We start from the raw sequence: 16,239 nt of genomic DNA on the forward strand, positions 1-16,239 counted from the left end.
GCAATCATAAAATTTTCACTGGGAAATTATATTACGGTTGCCCTGCCCCTACGAATGCACCTGTTGTCACCATCTCGTTGGCGGTCGGGGCACGGCAATCATAAAATTTTCACTGGGAAATTATATTACGGTTGCCCTGCCCCTACGAATGCACCTGTTGTCACCATCTCGTTGGCGGTCGGGGCACGGCAATCATAAAATTTTCACTGGGAAATTATATTTCGGATGCCCTGCCCCTACGAATGCACCTGTTGTCACCATCTCGTTGGCGGTCGGGGCACGGCAATCATAAAATTTTCACTGGGAAATTATATTACGGTTGCCGTGCCCCTACGAATGCACCTGTTGTCACCATCTCGTTGGCGGTCGGGCACGGCAATCATAAAATTTTCACTGGGAAATTATATTTCGGATGCCGTGCCCCTACCCTTTCATGAGGGGATCTGGGTAAGGGCATTTTTGATTGTAGGGACACGGCATTCAAAAAGTTTGACCGATGCAACAAAGCCTGTTGCTGCCGTGTCCCTACCCTTGCAACATTTGATCGTAGGGGCACGGCAGGAGAAAATTTTGAGTTGACAACTTTGATTGTTGCTGCCGTGCCCCTACCCCAGGGCGGAAACCAAAAATGCGGTTGACAAATTCTGCACCAGGTGATATGGCAGACGAAATGTAGGGGCACGGCGGCGGCAATCTGGGGCATCAACCAACAGATTACGGTTGCCGTGCCCCTACCCCAGGACGGCGGCGGCAATCTTGGGCATCAACCAAAAGATTACGGTTGCCGTGCCCCTACCCCAGGACGGCGGCGGCAATATTTGGCATCAACCAAGAGATTGCGGTTGCCGTGCCCCTACCCCAGGGCGGAAATAAATGATTCGGATAATGGGACAGAAGGAAGCTGTTGCTTAGAACTTATTTAAGTCAATCCCGGCTTCTTTAGCCATTGCTGCTAAGCCTTTTTTGTCCAAGGTTTTGAGTGCCTTGGTGGAAAGGCGCAGTTTCACAAAGCGTTTGCCTTCAGGCCACCAAATGCGCTTGGTTTGCAGGTTAACTTCCTGTAGTTTTTTGGTTCTGATGTGAGAGTGGGAAACGGCGTAGGCGTTGTTCGCCTTTTTGCCGGTCAGCTGACATACACGGGACATAGGGTTCTCCAGATTTGAGGTTTTTTGGCTGCAATCTTCTATTGTAGCGAGGGAGAGGTTGAGCAGGTGTACAGGGGAGATGGGGAAGAAGACGCGGCGACGGAGAGACGCGGCGACGGGTCGAGGTTGATTGAAGATTTTCCCGCGTCGGGAGCGTCCTCACTTCCCCGCGTCGGGAGCGTCAGGAGCCTCCCCGCGTCAGGAGCCTCCCCGCCTCCTCATCTCCCTCATCTCCTCTACCCCCCTGCTCACCTGCCTATGCGCCCATCGCTCGTTCGGTTAAGCGAGTCAGCACTTGATTTGAGCGTTCGACGAAGGATTTCATTCCTTCGGCGTCGAATCCTTTTTGCGCCATTAGCGCTAGGTCATAGACGTGATGACAAATGAGGTTGGCAAGTTCGGCGGTAGGAGATTGCCCTTCAGCTTGAATGATGCTACCGGCGCTGAGGTTGGCGAGATTTTGAATTAAGGGGTGGGCGGTATTTACGACTAATATATGTTCTTCGGGGAATTGCACTGCTTGCTGCTGCAATAGGGCGTTCATATCCCGCAGGCGTCGCAAAAATTCCGGCAGCAATACCATTGCTGGTGGCGTATCTTGGGGGTTGTCCGATTTGAGCGCTTCGGTGCGGATGGTGACTTTGGGTTTGTTGAGAGCATTTTTGAATAGCTCTTCGATTAGTTGGCTGCGGGTTTTGTTGGTTTTGGGGTCTACTATTTCTCCGGATTTATCCCCGTCTAGCAGGGTTTTGTCTAGTTCGGCATCAACGCGGGAGAATTTGACATCTTTATATTCCCGCTCCAGGAAGGAAATAAAGTGGGTGTCGATGAAACCGTCTAGGAAAAGGACTTCGAGTCCTTGCTTTTTGTGGAGTTGGACGTAAGTTGCTTGAGCGACTTCGTCGGTGCAGTAATAGACGCGGTTTTCGTGTTTGTCTTTATTGCGCTCTAGGTATTCTTTAAGCGTGGTGTAAGGGAGAGAAGGAGAGGGAGAGGGGGAGGGAGTAGAGGGGGTGACGTCTTGCCAAACATCGCCTTCTTGAGATTGCACTTGTACAGTTGGAGAAGCACTCCCCTGCTCCCCTGCTCCCCTGCTCACCTGCTCACCTGCCTGGTACGTGGTGCGATAGATGATGATGTCTTCGACTTGTTTTTTGAATTTTTCGTCGTTGAGGGAGCCGAATTTGACGAAGGTGCCGATGTCTTGCCAGCAGCGGATGTATTCGGCGCGATCGCTGTTGTAAAGTTCTTTTAAGCGATCGCCGACTTTTTTGGCGATGAAGTCGGCTATTTTACGGACGGTGCGGTCTACTTGTAAGGCGCTGCGACTGACGTTGAGGGGAATGTCGGGACTATCGATTACCCCGCGCATGGGTAGCAGGAAGTTGGGGACGATTTCTTCGCAGCGATCGCTGACATAAACTTGATTGCAGAATAGCTTGATATTCCCTTGGTTGACATCGACATCGGGTTTGAGCTTGGGGAAATAAAGAATGCCGTTGAGCAAAAATGGATAATCTGTATTTAAATGCACCCAAAGCAGGGGTTCTTCTTGGAAAGGATGGAGATAGCGGTAAAATTCCAGGTAATCTTCTTTGGTTAAATCCCTGGGGGATTGACGCCAGGGTGCGGTTTGCCGATTGATTGTCTCGCCGTCGAGTTTAATCGGCACTGGCATAAAATCGCAGTAGGTTTTCACCAATTGCCGAATCCTTGCTGCTTCCAGGTATTCCACCTCGTCTTCCATCAGGGTGAGGGTGATGGTAGTGCCGCGTTGGGTGCGGGGCGAGTCTTCTAGCTGGAAGGTTGGGGAACCGTCGCAAGTCCAGTGAACTGCGTTTGCGCCTTCTTTGTAAGATAGGGTATCGATTTCAACTTTCTGGGCGACCATAAAAGAGGAGTAGAACCCCAGACCAAAGTGACCGATGAGTTGTTCGCCGCTGCTTTGGTATTTGTGGATAAATTCTTCGGCACTGGAGAAGGCGACTTGGTTAATATATTTTTTCACCTCGTCGGCGGTCATACCGATGCCGTTATCGGTGATGGAGAGAGTCTTTTTGTCTTTGTCAATCGCGATGGCGATTTCCGGTTCGCCGATTTCGCCGGTAACTTCCCCGGCGTGGGACACCATTTTGAGTTTCCCGATAGCATCCACGGCGTTGGAAATTAGTTCCCGCAAGAATATTTCGTGGTCGGAGTAGAGCGACTTTTTGATAATCGGGAAAATATTTTCAGTATGGATAGTGATAGTGCCTTGTTCGAGCATGGTCATAGGTTAAGTTGTAGGGATTTGAAGAACTACGCCGCCCTTTTGGCGAAAAGAAGCGCGCGTTGGTGGGAAGCAATTCCCGCGCCTGTAGCTTGTCCGCCCCACAGGTACGAGGGAGCTTCGAGTCACCATTGTATGGGCGATCGCATATTAATTTTAAGGCGGCGATCGCACCCGTTGTGAATTCGGATTTCCCTACTTTCAAGAACAGCAAGCAGGGGTCAAAGCCTAAAGTGTCAAGACTAAGAACGCTCACTTTATCCTCGACGATACTAGAAACCGGGTTTCTTTGCGTAGTCCCGCTCCTTTATGCTGGCATCAGCTAGCAGAACTTATACTGGTGTCGTCCCTACTGCTGGGGGTTAATATATAAACTAAACTGCTCAAAGCCTGATTATGACCGCCGTCACTCCTGAAGTATCGGTACTGATTCCAACTTACAATCGCAAGCACTTTATAGGCAAGGCGATCGAGAGCGTCTTGAATCAAACCTATCGAGATTATGAGTTAATTATCGTTGATGATGGTTCAACGGATGGAACCTATGAGTGGATTGCGGCGACTTATCCCAGTATTCGCCTAGCACGTTGGGAAGTCAATCGCGGCGCCACGGTTGTGATTAACGAAGGTATCCGCCTGACGCGGGGTGAATTTGTTGCTTTTTTAGACTCGGACGATCAATGGAAACCGAATTATTTAGAAGAACAAGTTAAAGCTTTAAAAGCCAATCCCGATGCGGTTACCGCTTATTGCAATTACACAGAAATTAAACGGGATGGTTCTCAGGTAGATCTGAATCTAAAGCCGATGAAAATGTATCCCAATATGACGCACCTGCTGTTGATGGATAACGTCATCCACAGCATGTCATTGGTGGTCGTTCGTCGCGCAGCTTTAATCAAAGCAGGTGGGGTGAACGAAAAGCTAAAAATTAGTTACGACCGAGAGTTACAATTGCGGATGCTTTATTTGGGCAAAATCGTTCACGTGCCTCAAACCTTGATGATTAAAGTCATGCATGATGGTAATTTAGTGGGAAATTACTGGCGCTGGTCTAAAGAAGTTTTAATGGTGCTTGATATCTTTTTTGCCGATGAACGCAGCCAACCTTACAAACACTTGAAGGCAGAAGCAAAAAGTCGTTGGAGTCTCAAGTTAGCCAAATTGGTTTGGAAACAAAAGCCGGATATTCTGTTTTGCTCGCAAATGATAGTACGCTCGTTTTTATTTGCGCCAATGCGGACAATTAAGCGGGTGTCGAAACAGTTGAACTAAGTAAAGGAAAGAAAGCGATGGAAATAACTATTCCTTTGACATTTGCAGAACTGGTGAATGAAATTGTCAAATTCACCGAACTACCCAGAGAAGAAGTAGAGCATAGAGTGTGGATGGAAGCTATAGATAAAGGCTGGAATATCCAGCAAGACCTCAATAGGTTTCAAGTCACTCCTCATTATTACAATGACAAGATGGAACAGCTTTATCGCGAAAGCTATGGCATGTTATTTGAAAATTTAGTATATTGGGCGAAGCCGAATCGCCAGGGTTGGACAGAATCTGCACTAAAGCGGCTGAAATTATATGCAAAAAACCATAATTTGAAGCACGAAGAATTAAAGATATTAATGCATGGTGACGGAACGGGGAATGACTCTTTATATTTGGCTAAAAATGGCTTTAAAGTAGATTACTATGATCTCCCCGGTAGCCGCACGTTTGATTTTGCCATGAAACGGTTTGAATTTTATGAATTATTAGATAAGTCTATTGAAGCTATAATTGATTATAATTTATGTCCAATGGGTCAATACGATGGGGTGATTTCATTTGAAGTTCTGGAGCATCTTACCGATCCGGTGGCGGCAATTAGAGATATTTATTCTAGGTTAAAGATGGGAGGAATTGCACTGATTACAGAAGCATTTGGTAGGGTTGATAACATTCATCCAACTCACTTAGCAACGAATGCTAAATATGATGGTACTACAGCTTTTATGTTCTTCAAGCAGGGGCTGGTATTGTCTTGGTACGATCGAACGTATTGGTTTAAACCGATGGAATTTGTTAAGTTAGAAAAAGTCTCACCACTAAGGTTGAATAGGCTGCTTAGAGATGGAGTTATAAGAGGCAAGTATCTTGGGGCTATTGGGCGAGAAATGAAGCAAATGTTTCGCCGGTAAGTGCCAAAATAGGGGCAAGAGAAAAGTAAGAGAACGCATCTACCAACATATTGATATATGCCGCAAATTTCAGTAATTTTGCCAGTTTACAACGGCGAAAAAACAATCAGAGAGACTATTGAGTCTATCCTCAAACAAACTTTTTCAGACTTTGAATTAATAGTAATAAATGATGGATCAAAAGACTCAACCTTAGAAATTGTCTCCAGTTTTCAAGACGCTCGTATAAAAGTTTTTTCCTACCCCAACGCCGGACAACCAGCGAGTCGCAACCGAGGAATTAGCCGCGCAGCAGGTGAATATATTTCCTTTATCGATGCAGACGATCTGTGGACACCTGATAAACTAGAAGCTCAATTTAAAGCCTTACAAAATAATCCTCAAGCGGCGGTGGCTTACAGTTGGACTAACATGATTGATGAATCAGGCAAATTTTTACGGGAAGGTGCTTACCTGAGTTACGAAGGTGATGTTTTAACAGAACTGTTGTTATCTAACTTTTTGGAAAATGGTTCTAATCCTTTAATTCGCGCTGCTGCTTTGAGAGAAGTTGGCAATTTTGACGATTCCCTCAGCAATGCTCACGATTGGGATATGTGGTTGCGGTTAGCTGCTCGGTATCATTTTGTCGCCGTATCATCAATCCAAATTTTATATAGAGTTTCTTCTACCTCGATGTCTTCTAATGTTTTGGGTATGCAAAAATCGAGCTTGCGGGTAATTGAACGCGCTTACGCTCAAGCACCTGAATCAATACAACATTTCAAGCGGATTAGCCTGGCAAACTCTCACAAATACCTAATTTTTAAAGCTCTCGAAGGTGTTCCAAATCCCAAAAAAGGTTTAGCCGCAGCCTGGTTTCTTTGGTATGCAGTTAGAAACGACCCAGTTTTACTGCGCCGTCGCATCTTCTGGAAAGTATTGTTTAATATTGCTTTAGTGGTTTCGTTACCACCTCAAATGGCTAAAAATGTATTATCTAAAATGCAGCGATTCGGCAACTTAAATACTTTGTTTACATCTATTCAAACCCACCCATAACCACTATGCCACTGATTTCTGTAGTGATTCCCGTTTACAACGGTGAAAAAACCATTAAACAAACTATAGAATCCGTCTTAAATCAAACTTTCACAGATTTTGAATTAATTATTATTAACGATGGCTCGCAAGACGGTACTTTGGACATTGTTTCTAAAATCCAAGATGCGCGAATCAAAGTGTTTTCTTACCCAAATGCTGGGGTAAACGCTAGCCGCAATCGAGGATTTAAACTTGCTGCTGGCGAGTTTATTACCTTTCTCGATGATGATGACCTCTGGACACCTGATAAGTTAGAAGCTCAATACAAAGCATTGCTAAATAATCCCCAAGCTGGGGTTGCTATTAGTTGGACTGATTGGATTGATGAATCGGGTAAAATTATCGGTAGAGGTGGCTACGTTTCTTGGGAAGGCGATGCTTTAGCAAGAATGTTGTTAAATGATTTTGTGGAAAGTGGTTCTAATGCTTTAATTCGCAAGCAAGCTTTTATCGAAGTCGGTGGTTTTGACGAATCGCTCACCCACGCAGAAGATTGGGATATGTGGCTGCGATTGGCTGCTCGCTATCATTACACGACTGTACCAAAGGTGCAAATTTTATACCGCATAGCGGCAAATTCAGTTTCTTCTAATGTCGTTAAAATGGAACAAGGTAGCTTGCAAGTACTTGAACGCGCTTACGCCAACGCTCCCGCATCAATTCAACACTTAAAACAGGTAAGTTTAGCTAATCGCTACAAATACCTGACTTACAAAGCTTTAGAAGGCGCTCCAGTCCGACACAAAGGTTTATTAGCGCTACGATTTCTTTGGCTGGCGATTCAATACGATCCGGTTTTGCTCCAGAGGCGAATTATATGGAAAGTATTATTTAGAATTGCGATTGTAGTTCTTTTTCCGTCGCCACAGGCTCAATTATTGCTAAATAAATTTAAGCAACTATCGAGCGCGAATACTTTGTTGACTCTTCTGCAAGTCAATTTGGTTTGATTCAGAATCCCGGTTTCTTGAACAATACCTTCGCCAAAATCCGACACCCTTAAGGGTGCGGCTATACAAACAAAGCCCGCCTGCGCGGGCTGTAAGGATTTGAGCCCGCTACGCCTTGCTTTGTTTGTGCAGCCCCAGGCTTTAGCCTGGAGGCTGGGGGCTAAAGCAATTCCAGCAATAAGTTTTTAACGGTTTTACCAGCAACATCCCAGTTTAAGCGAGACTGATACTCGTTAAATGATGATAGTGCTAGTTGCTTGTATTCGTTGTAGTTAGTCATCAGGGAAGCAATATAGTTACAATATTCTGAAACGTTTGCCTCTAATGAAAAAGTTTTTCCGTTGACATTATCTTTAATAATAGTTGGAATACCGCCAACATTTGTGGCTAAGCAAGGAACTCCAAAGGAATTGGCTTCGCAAAATACAATTCCGTAGCACTCGGCTTGGGAAGGTAAGATTAAAAAATGCGATTCGGCTAATAACTGATTAATTTTTTGTTCGCCTTCTGGGGTGGATTTACTGATAAATCCCAAGAATTTAACAAAGCTTGGTAAGGGTTCATCAGTGGTAGGAGGTGGGGAACCAACTACGGTCAATTCAGTATTGAACCCCATTTTATTTAACTCTTTTGCCACCTCAAGTGCTACATTTCCTCCCTTCCTAATCCAATCAAAACCTAAAAATAATAACTTACAAGGGCTTGAGGTTCTCGCATCAACAATATTGCGAATATCATCGATGTTTCGGTTGCATTCTATATTGGATCCAGCGGGAACAACTTTGACTTTTGAGGGGGCGATTCCGTAATTTTTAATAGCTGTTTGAGCCGCCCAATCCGACCAATATATGATTAATTGGCATCGATTTAAGGCGGCTTTTTCTAGAGCATATATATTTCGCTTTGTTTCATTACACAGATTGCTCAAATATGGATATACGTCAATTAATCCTATCAAGGCGGAGTCTGTCCACAAAACAATTGGTTGCTTGCATTCGAGATAGGCAATTGGGACTGCATTTTCTGGACAAAGCACTATGTCTGAATTAAAATTAGGCAATTTTTGGGAAATTTGATCGGCGTAATCTCTCAGTACTAATGGTTCAGACCAGCGATAGTAGTCTTTTTTGAGCAAATACCGATAAAAACTCCACTTAGCTTTAGTCACGGGAGAAACTTTTTTCTTGAAAGAGCTAAGATAGTCAATGGTGACAGATTGTTTTTCTAAAGCTTGCGCTAGGTAATAACCTGCACCGCAAAGTCCTACTTGATATTTAGGCCAATTTGAACTGTTTAAAACATCGTAAGTTGTAACGTAACTCAGTTTCACAATATTTTTCCTTTAGGTATACCACAACTTAAAACTCGCGATGAAAGTTCCACTTTCGCGTATCCTCAGCTTCTTTTTTGAAGGCAATACACCTGCTGCGGGGCATCAGTTCTAGTTTGATATCTGGCATGGTGTATTCTGGCTTTAAAATCCGCTGAATTGGTTTGGAAATCTGCGCCGCATGCCAAAGAATTTGGCGGTTTAAGGAAAGCTTAGAGTCAGTATCGTTGAAGCATCGAAACACGCTATACGAACGATTTATAATGATGAATCGAGATACTTTTCGGACACTTGGGAGAGTTGTATCATCTATCGCAACTACACCCCCAACCCGCAACAATCTATCTATTAAGAAAAAATCAATCAAAGTGTGGTCAAATGTGTGTTGACCATCTATAAAAGCAAAATCGATCTTGTTTGCCTGCATTTCTAACTGAGGCAGGACAAGATGGGATGGCTGGTTATGAAATTCAATTATTTGTTCATAACCTGCTTGTTTTAAGTTATGAAGGCCAATCCCTTTCCAGTAAGTTAATTGGTAAGGATCGATCGTGATATGACGAGAGTTAACTGTCTTTTCTAGTGCATCACATATGAAAAGGGCTGAAATTCCATAGGCAAGACCAACCTCAAGGGTCACCTTTGGCTTTAATTCAGACATGATTTCTTGCAAGAACTCTCCTTGTTCAGGAGACACATGTGAATGTAATTTCAGTAGTTCGCCATCAGCATTCTTGACTTGACCAGTTCTGAAAATTTCTTCTAAAACACAATTCATTTGCTATTTTCCTCCACTGCATTAGGAAACTTTTAATTTTAATTTAATTAGATTTATATATCCAATTCAATTAGACATTCTAGCTTGATTTTTTTATTATATCGCCGTTCTCAAAATATTTTTAACTGTTTGACCAGCTACAGTCCAGTTTAAGCGGGTTTGGTACTCGTTAAATGATGAAATAGCGAGTTTTTCATAGTCTCGATAGTTGTTCATTAAATTAAAAATGTAAGTGCAGTAATCGGCAATACTGGCAGTTAATGGAAAAGTTTTGCCATTCAAATTATCTTTAATAATACTGGGTATTCCCCCGACATCTGTTGCTAAACAAGGGAGTCCAAAAGAATTGGCTTCGCAAAAAACATGTCCGTAGCATTCTGCTTGTGAAGGTAAGATAAGAAAATGGGATTCTGCTAACAAATAATTGAGTTTTTCAATTCCTTCTTTTTTAGATTTATCGATAAATCCTAAATATTTGACAAACTTGGGTATTGGTTCGTTAGCAATCGGTTGACAACCAACTATTGTTAACTCTGCATTCAATCCTGCTTTGTTTAATTCTTTTGCGACTTCAAGGGCAATTTTGCCGCCTTTTCTTACCCAATCAACGCCAATAAATAGTAATTTACATCTAGTTTTTGGTCGGGTTTTGACTATATTATTTATATCCTCGATCGTTCTGTTACATTCTATATTTGCTCCAAAAGGAACTATATTAATTTTGCCTGGTTCAACTTGATAGGTTTCAATGGCTTTTTTAGCCATCCAGTCTGATGAAAATATAACTTTAGTACATTTATTCAAAGTTAGCCTATCCATTTCCCTCAAATGTTGGATAGTTTCTTGGCAGAGATTCATGTAATCGACGTAATAATTTATCAAGCCTGTATAGAGAGTATCTACCCATAATATGAGAGAGCTTTCCCATTCCAGATAAGCGAGAAAATTTAGATCAGGAGAAACCACTACATCTGCATTAATATTTGATAGTTTTGTTTCTATTTGACGCGCATAATCTTTATTAAAAATCGGTTCTGCCCAAGCGTGGTAATTTTGCTTTAAAACTTTATTGTATAAACGCGATTTAATTTTAGGTAACAGGGCATCTTTTTTAGTTAAAGGCCCCAAATAGTGAAGCGTTGTCAGTTCATCTTCTAGGGATTTAGCCATGTAATAACATCTTCCCCAATGACCTATTTGATGCCTCTGCCAATTATTTTGATTGCTATTAATATCGAATTCGGTAATGTAAGCTATGTTCATTTTTTTAGCTTCTCTCTCAATTCATATAATTTGATATAAGGACTGTAAACCTGACCTATCATGCACTCTAATTCACAAGCTTTGCCAACATCTTTTGAGATAGCGTCTTTGTGTCGTAGGTAATAATTCAAAGCTTTTAAGCTATCCCGCAACGTATAAAATGGTGTTAATAATAGTATGAAAGGTCGCTGCCAAGGATAATATCGAGCTACGCGGGTTAGATGAATGGAAAAACCATAGCCACGAGCAAGTTTAAGCAGATAATCTTTTTCTAAGCGATGGGGGGGAATGTGATGCCATATTTCCATTTTGGGATTGTGCCACACTTCCCACTTGCTGTTTTGAATGTAAAACATCATTTCTGCATCTTCACCAGCAGCCATTGTTTTTTCATCTCTCCCAGCTATTAAGAGTTTTTCTGGCGGCGGGATAGTTTCTTCCCACGTTTGTTTTCTGATAACTACTCCGGGTCCTGGAGGAACTCGACGAGGTTTATCGGAACGTTTGTAACAAAATGCTGTTTTTCCCCGATTGAAAATTGTTAAATATCCTTTTACTTGCTCGAAGTAAGGGGGTGGGTTTTCGTCGAGTTTGGCATGAATAATGCCTCCATATGCGCCTACTTGATGGTTTTCTTTACCAAAGCGAAAAGCTTCTGCTACCCAGTTTTCTGCGGGTAGATTATCGTCATCTAAAAAACCTATTATGTCGTTACTTTGTGCTGACTCGACGGCTTTAATGCGAGCGTAGAAAACGCCTTGTTTGGGTTCAAATATGTATCTTAACTGACTATCTTTGCGCCAGTTTTGTGCGTAGCCAGCGACTACTTCTGCGGTGCGATCGCTGCTATTATTGTCCACAACCACTACTTCCCACTCAATCCCTTCTGTACCAACTTGCTTTTGCAGTTGGTCTAATACTTCTGGGATGCGCTCAGCACCGTTATAAGTACAAATCGTTACGGTAAAATGCACCTGACTTGCCATCGATTCTATAGGCTTCAGGCTAACACAAGCTTTTGACAACGGCAAGCTGCCTTCCTAACTATTTTTGCCCGTATTTGTTCCAGATGTAAAAAGGACTGACGAGACAGCCAAGATAAAGCTGCATTTCGCAAGCTACTACTAAATCGTCGCGAATTGCTGCATTATACTTCAACAGGTGAAAAATTATTTTTCGCACATCGTTGAGCAAATAAAACAGCAAAGCCAAGGGTCGCTGAAAAGGTTTGACGCTAAGCATTCGCGTGTGATAGCGCGCCAGCCCCGTGCTGCGGCATAATTTCAGCAGATAATCTTTTTCTAGGCGCTCGCGGGGAATGCGATGAGCGACGTACATTTTGGGATTATACCAAAGTTCCCATCCAGCTTTTTGAATATATAAAACTGCTTCTAAATCTTCTCCTCTTTGGATTGTTTTATCATTGCCTTTTGGGCCAAGAAGCAGGTTTTTGGGAACGTTTTCCATCCAGGCTTGCTTGCGTACAACTAATCCGGCTCCGGGTGGTAGTATTTTTTTATTAGGTGCGTATATGCAAGGTTGATTGCCTCTATCTGTGAGTGCCAATAATGGCGCAATTCTTTCAAAGTTTTTTGGGGGAGTTACTTCAAATTCACCTTGAATTTTACTCGCGTAAGCACCGACGCGCTCGCGTTCCATGCCAAAGGCGTAAGCTTGTCCTACCCAGTCAGGTGCTGCTAAATTGTCGTCGTCGAGAAATCCGACAAATTTGCCTTTGGCTTCTTCTACGGCGCGTTGTCTAGCGAAGCAGAGTCCTTTTTGAGGCTCAAAGCAATATCTCAGATCATGACTTGAAGGCCAGTTTTTTTGATATTCTTCAACTACTTTTTTTGTTTGGTCGGTGCTGTTATTGTCAATCACAATAACTTCCCAAGCGATGTGTTTTGCATTAATTTGCTTGAGCAGTTTATCCAACACTTCTGGTAAACGCCTTTCCCCGTTGTAGGTAGGAATAGCTACGGTAAAGTCTATGTGGGTTGGTTGGGGTTTCATAAAATTTCCTGGCAACGACATCCCAATTTCTCCGGGATCGCTCTTTTAAGAGTATGCCCACATTTACTGATAAACCTTACAGCGATTCAATTAATTTAATCAATGCTATAAGGTGGATTTTTCAATATGCACGCCACAAGAGAGGCGGGTTTTGCATCAATGATTTTTTCACAAATTTTTCACAACCCGCCTCTTGCACATCCGCTGTAATTTTACCGTTCTACAGCTTGAATTGCCGCTGATAAGCCCAAGTTCGGTTTTTTATTAAACATTAAGGCCTTATCAGCGTAATCGATGAAAATGGTATCGCCGGGAACGAAGGCATTTTCTAGAATTTTAGTCGCGATCGCATTCTCCAACTCCCGCTGTATTGCCCGCTTGAGCGGACGCGCGCCGTACACTGGATCGTACCCTGCTTCGACGATATGGTCGGCAGCCGCCTGGGAGATTTCCACACCGATTTTTTGGTCTGCGAGTAATTTCCGCAGGCGTTGCAGTTGAATTGCCACAATTTGCCGCAATTCGCCGCGCCCCAAGGCGTGGAAGATGATAGTATCGTCAACGCGGTTGAGGAATTCGGGACGGAATTGCTTTCTGAGGGCGTCCATCACTTGTTTCCGCATGATTTCGTAACGATTATCGTCTCCGGCGAATTCTAGGATGCGATCGCTTCCTATATTACTCGTCATCACGATAACTGTATTGCGAAAATCTACGGTTCTTCCCTGGGAATCGGTAATCCGTCCGTCATCCAGCACTTGTAACAAAATATTAAACACATCCGGATGCGCCTTTTCCACTTCATCGAGCAATACTACTGAATAAGGACGGCGGCGAATCGCTTCCGAAAGTTGTCCGCCTTCTTCGTAACCTACGTATCCCGGAGGTGCGCCGACTAACCGCGAAACCGAGTGCTTCTCCATATATTCCGACATGTCGAGGCGCACGAGGGCGTCTTCGGCGTCGAATAAAGAGTGGGCTAAAGCGCGCGCTAATTCGGTTTTGCCGACTCCTGTGGGTCCCATGAACAAAAATGAGCCTATTGGGCGTCCGGGGTCTTTCATTCCCGCCCTAGCGCGGCGTATCGCCGCCGCAACTGCTGATACGGCTTCATGCTGTCCCACAACTCGCTGATGGAGTTGGGATTCTAATTGGAGTAATTTTTGCCTTTCTGACTCTAGGAGGCGGTTAACGGGAATTCCCGTCCATTTTCCTACAATCTCGGCGATATCTTCTTCGGTTACTTGTTCGCGCAACAGGGAGGAACCTTGGGAATGCAGCTTGAGGAGTTCGGTTTCTTTTGCTTCGCGATCGCGCTGCAAGGTTTCCAATTTGCCGTATTTTAATTGTGCCGCCTTGTTGAGGTCGTAAGCCCGTTCCGCTTGTTCGATTAAGACGCGCAGTTGGTCTTCTTCTTCTTTCATGGCATTAATAGCTTCTAATAGCTGTTTTTCCCCTTGCCATTGGGAGTTCAGTTCCAACTGTTTGTCGTGTAACTGTTTCATTTCAGCTTGAATGCGTTCCAAGCGTTCCGCCGAACTGCGGAAAGTTCCCGTCACCGCGCCGAGACGGTTTCCTTCGCCTTCGAGGGAGAGTTTTTCCATTTCCAGCTGCATTAAGCGGCGTTCGAGGGTTTCTAACTCTTCCGGTTTTGAGGTGATTTCCATTTTCAACTTAGCGGCTGCTTCGTCTACCAAGTCAATCGCTTTATCTGGTAAAAATCGATCGGAGATATAGCGATCGCTTAGCGTCGCCGCCGCCACTAACGCCGAGTCGGTAATTTTGACTCCGTGGTGGACTTCGTAGCGTTCTTTAATTCCCCGCAGAATTGAGATTGTATCTTCGACGTTGGGTTGATCGATGAAAACTTGTTGAAAGCGCCGCTCTAGCGCCGCATCTTTTTCGATAAATTTGCGGTATTCATCGAGAGTTGTGGCGCCGATACAGCGCAATTCTCCGCGCGCCAGCATTGGTTTGAGTAAATTGGAAGCATCCATGCCGCTTTGAGATCCGGTTCCCGCACCGACGACGGTATGGAGTTCGTCGATAAATAGGACAATTTGCCCTTCTGAGTGAATGACTTCGCGCAAAACGGCGCGGAGGCGGTCTTCAAATTCGCCGCGATATTTTGCTCCGGCGACAATGCTACCCATATCGAGGGAGATCAGGCGGCGGTTTTTGAGGGATTCCGGAACGTCGCCGTTGACGATACGCTGGGCTAAACCTTCTGCGATCGCAGTCTTCCCTACCCCCGGTTCTCCAATCAGCACGGGGTTGTTTTTCGTCCTTCTGGATAGCACTTGGATGGCGCGGCGAATCTCGTCATCGCGCCCAATTACAGGGTCGAGTTTACCTGCTTTTGCTTGTTCGGTGAGGTCCCGTCCGTATTTTTCCAGTGCTTCGTAGCGCGACTCTGGATTTTGATTGGTGACTTTTTGCGAACCGCGAACCGCTTTTATTGTCGCTTCTAGTTTTTGAGCATCGACATCGAACCCGCGCAGTAAGCGGCGTCCCATCCGTTCGTCTTCGGCGAGAGCGAGTAACATATGTTCGACGGAGATATACCCATCCCCCCAAGTTTCCCGCAATGCTTCGGCGCGATCGAGCATTACGTCTAAACTGCGTCCCAAATATAACTGGTCGCTTTTGGGTACTCTGGGTTGAGTCCGCATGAATGCTTCGATTTGCTGCGTCATGCGATCGCTATCTATCCCTAATCGTCCCAGAATGCGCTGCGCCAGACCATCTTGTTCAACGAGAGCGATCGCCAAATGCTCTACTTCCAGCTGCTGCTGCTGGTAGCGCCGCGCTACGTCTTGCGATTTTACTATTGCGTCCCAGGCTTTATCAGTAAACTTATTAGAGTCCGTTGGCTGCATTGGTTAAAAAGCTCTTTTGTATAATTATCCGGTATTTCAGCAACTGCTGTGATTTTACCTATGGTATTGCCTCCCCCGGCTGTTTGTTGTCAGTCTGAGGAAGGGGGAGCATTTCCCTCCTTTTGACGGAAAGCTTCCTGCTTCAACCAAGGATGACGGCATCAACCGTCCCCAGGCGTAAATTCCGCGCTTGCCGCACGTACAACGTTTCGTCTCTTCTATTTTATAGAGAAGTTCGCGAAAACCCCGCGTATTTATACCGGGGTAACCGCGCGAGACTTCAGTCTCGCGAACGTTCTTTAGGCAAAAATTCACGAAGTATTGATATAATAAACCAAAAACATTGACA

The 16,239-nt window shown here is 44.4% G+C and carries 16 protein-coding genes; 7 read left to right on the top strand and 9 right to left on the bottom strand.

Going from position 1 to position 16,239, the window contains the following annotated elements; all coding sequences use genetic code 11:
- The 3 genes from MiSe_RS41320 to MiSe_RS41330 form a co-directional block, all read left to right on the top strand.
- The coding region (locus tag MiSe_RS41320) for a hypothetical protein (RefSeq protein ID WP_226591766.1) at positions 1–198 on the top strand (198 nt) is incomplete at its 5' end.
- 27 nt (positions 199–225) lie between these two features.
- Positions 226–579 carry a hypothetical protein gene (locus MiSe_RS41325; protein ID WP_226591768.1) on the top strand — a complete coding sequence of 118 codons (354 nt, stop codon included), beginning with the start codon at positions 226–228 and terminating at the stop codon, positions 577–579.
- Positions 580–653: 74 nt separating this feature from the next.
- Entirely contained in the window at positions 654–923 is a 270-nt protein-coding gene (locus MiSe_RS41330) for a hypothetical protein (RefSeq protein ID WP_226591770.1), read from the top strand.
- Here the strand turns inward: MiSe_RS41330 and rpmB are convergent.
- The 3 genes from rpmB to MiSe_RS41345 all read right to left on the bottom strand — a co-directional run bounded on the left by rpmB (position 909) and on the right by MiSe_RS41345 (position 3,670).
- Positions 909–1,145: a 50S ribosomal protein L28 gene (rpmB, locus tag MiSe_RS41335; RefSeq protein WP_226591772.1), complete on the bottom strand. Its 237-nt coding sequence runs from the start codon at positions 1,143–1,145 to the stop codon at positions 909–911. The two genes, MiSe_RS41330 and rpmB, sit on opposite strands and share 15 nt — an antisense overlap.
- Before the next feature lie 256 nt (positions 1,146–1,401).
- Complete coding sequence (htpG, locus tag MiSe_RS41340; RefSeq protein ID WP_444980617.1) at positions 1,402–3,411, bottom strand: molecular chaperone HtpG; 2,010 nt, start codon at positions 3,409–3,411, stop codon at positions 1,402–1,404.
- Complete coding sequence (locus MiSe_RS41345; RefSeq protein WP_226591776.1) at positions 3,377–3,670, bottom strand: hypothetical protein; 294 nt, start codon at positions 3,668–3,670, stop codon at positions 3,377–3,379. Before MiSe_RS41345 ends, htpG begins: the two co-directional genes overlap by 35 nt.
- Before the next feature lie 140 nt (positions 3,671–3,810).
- On the opposite strand from MiSe_RS41345, the gene MiSe_RS41350 reads away from it, so the two are divergent.
- From MiSe_RS41350 to MiSe_RS41365, 4 genes are read left to right on the top strand one after another with little or no spacing between them, the layout of a single operon-like run.
- A complete protein-coding gene (locus tag MiSe_RS41350; protein WP_226591778.1) occupies positions 3,811–4,689 on the top strand; it encodes a glycosyltransferase family 2 protein in 879 nt (292 codons plus the stop codon).
- Between the two features lie 17 nt (positions 4,690–4,706).
- Positions 4,707–5,594 carry a class I SAM-dependent methyltransferase gene (locus tag MiSe_RS41355; RefSeq protein ID WP_226591780.1) on the top strand — a complete coding sequence of 296 codons (888 nt, stop codon included), beginning with the start codon at positions 4,707–4,709 and terminating at the stop codon, positions 5,592–5,594.
- Positions 5,595–5,651: 57 nt separating this feature from the next.
- Positions 5,652–6,635, top strand: a complete 984-nt coding sequence (locus MiSe_RS41360) for a glycosyltransferase (protein ID WP_226591782.1) — start codon at positions 5,652–5,654, stop codon at positions 6,633–6,635.
- A 5-nt stretch (positions 6,636–6,640) separates the two neighbouring features.
- On the top strand, positions 6,641–7,627 hold the full coding sequence (locus MiSe_RS41365) for a glycosyltransferase (RefSeq protein WP_226591784.1): 987 nt from the start codon (positions 6,641–6,643) through the stop codon (positions 7,625–7,627).
- A gap of 160 nt (positions 7,628–7,787) precedes the next feature.
- On the opposite strand, the gene MiSe_RS41370 is transcribed toward MiSe_RS41365, so the two are convergent.
- From MiSe_RS41370 to clpB, 6 genes are all read right to left on the bottom strand, one after another.
- Positions 7,788–8,957 carry a glycosyltransferase family 4 protein gene (locus MiSe_RS41370; RefSeq protein WP_226591786.1) on the bottom strand — a complete coding sequence of 390 codons (1,170 nt, stop codon included), beginning with the start codon at positions 8,955–8,957 and terminating at the stop codon, positions 7,788–7,790.
- 28 nt (positions 8,958–8,985) lie between these two features.
- A complete protein-coding gene (locus MiSe_RS41375; RefSeq protein ID WP_226591788.1) occupies positions 8,986–9,735 on the bottom strand; it encodes an O-methyltransferase in 750 nt (249 codons plus the stop codon).
- A gap of 96 nt (positions 9,736–9,831) precedes the next feature.
- Complete coding sequence (locus MiSe_RS41380; RefSeq protein WP_226591790.1) at positions 9,832–10,998, bottom strand: glycosyltransferase family 4 protein; 1,167 nt, start codon at positions 10,996–10,998, stop codon at positions 9,832–9,834.
- Positions 10,995–12,029: a hormogonium polysaccharide biosynthesis glycosyltransferase HpsE gene (gene hpsE, locus MiSe_RS41385; protein ID WP_226591792.1), complete on the bottom strand. Its 1,035-nt coding sequence runs from the start codon at positions 12,027–12,029 to the stop codon at positions 10,995–10,997. The genes MiSe_RS41380 and hpsE (MiSe_RS41385) overlap by 4 nt, the downstream gene beginning before the upstream one ends.
- Positions 12,030–12,042: 13 nt before the next feature.
- The gene (gene hpsE, locus MiSe_RS41390; protein WP_226591794.1) at positions 12,043–13,011 is read right to left on the bottom strand and encodes a hormogonium polysaccharide biosynthesis glycosyltransferase HpsE; all 969 of its coding nucleotides are present in this window, start codon (positions 13,009–13,011) and stop codon (positions 12,043–12,045) included.
- 212 nt (positions 13,012–13,223) lie between these two features.
- Positions 13,224–15,890, bottom strand: a complete 2,667-nt coding sequence (gene clpB / locus MiSe_RS41395; RefSeq protein WP_226591796.1) for an ATP-dependent chaperone ClpB — start codon at positions 15,888–15,890, stop codon at positions 13,224–13,226.
- Positions 15,891–16,239 lie beyond the last annotated feature (349 nt).

This window comes from Microseira wollei NIES-4236, assembly GCF_020521235.1.
Classification (GTDB): Bacteria; Cyanobacteriota; Cyanobacteriia; order Cyanobacteriales; family Aerosakkonemataceae; genus Microseira; species Microseira wollei.

Bases quoted from the DNA above. Each gene is read 5' to 3' on its own strand.
- clpB (WP_226591796.1), bottom strand. From the start codon at position 15,890: ATGCAGCCAACGGACTCTAATAAGTTTACTGATAAAGCCTGGGACGCA.
- MiSe_RS41325 (WP_226591768.1), top strand. From the start codon at position 226: ATGCCCTGCCCCTACGAATGCACCTGTTGTCACCATCTCGTTGGCGGT.
- MiSe_RS41380 (WP_226591790.1), bottom strand. From the start codon at position 10,998: ATGAACATAGCTTACATTACCGAATTCGATATTAATAGCAATCAAAAT.
- MiSe_RS41375 (WP_226591788.1), bottom strand. From the start codon at position 9,735: ATGAATTGTGTTTTAGAAGAAATTTTCAGAACTGGTCAAGTCAAGAAT.
- MiSe_RS41355 (WP_226591780.1), top strand. From the start codon at position 4,707: ATGGAAATAACTATTCCTTTGACATTTGCAGAACTGGTGAATGAAATT.
- MiSe_RS41360 (WP_226591782.1), top strand. From the start codon at position 5,652: ATGCCGCAAATTTCAGTAATTTTGCCAGTTTACAACGGCGAAAAAACA.
- MiSe_RS41350 (WP_226591778.1), top strand. From the start codon at position 3,811: ATGACCGCCGTCACTCCTGAAGTATCGGTACTGATTCCAACTTACAAT.
- hpsE (WP_226591794.1), bottom strand. From the start codon at position 13,011: ATGAAACCCCAACCAACCCACATAGACTTTACCGTAGCTATTCCTACC.
- MiSe_RS41365 (WP_226591784.1), top strand. From the start codon at position 6,641: ATGCCACTGATTTCTGTAGTGATTCCCGTTTACAACGGTGAAAAAACC.
- rpmB (WP_226591772.1), bottom strand. From the start codon at position 1,145: ATGTCCCGTGTATGTCAGCTGACCGGCAAAAAGGCGAACAACGCCTAC.
- htpG (WP_444980617.1), bottom strand. From the start codon at position 3,411: ATGCTCGAACAAGGCACTATCACTATCCATACTGAAAATATTTTCCCG.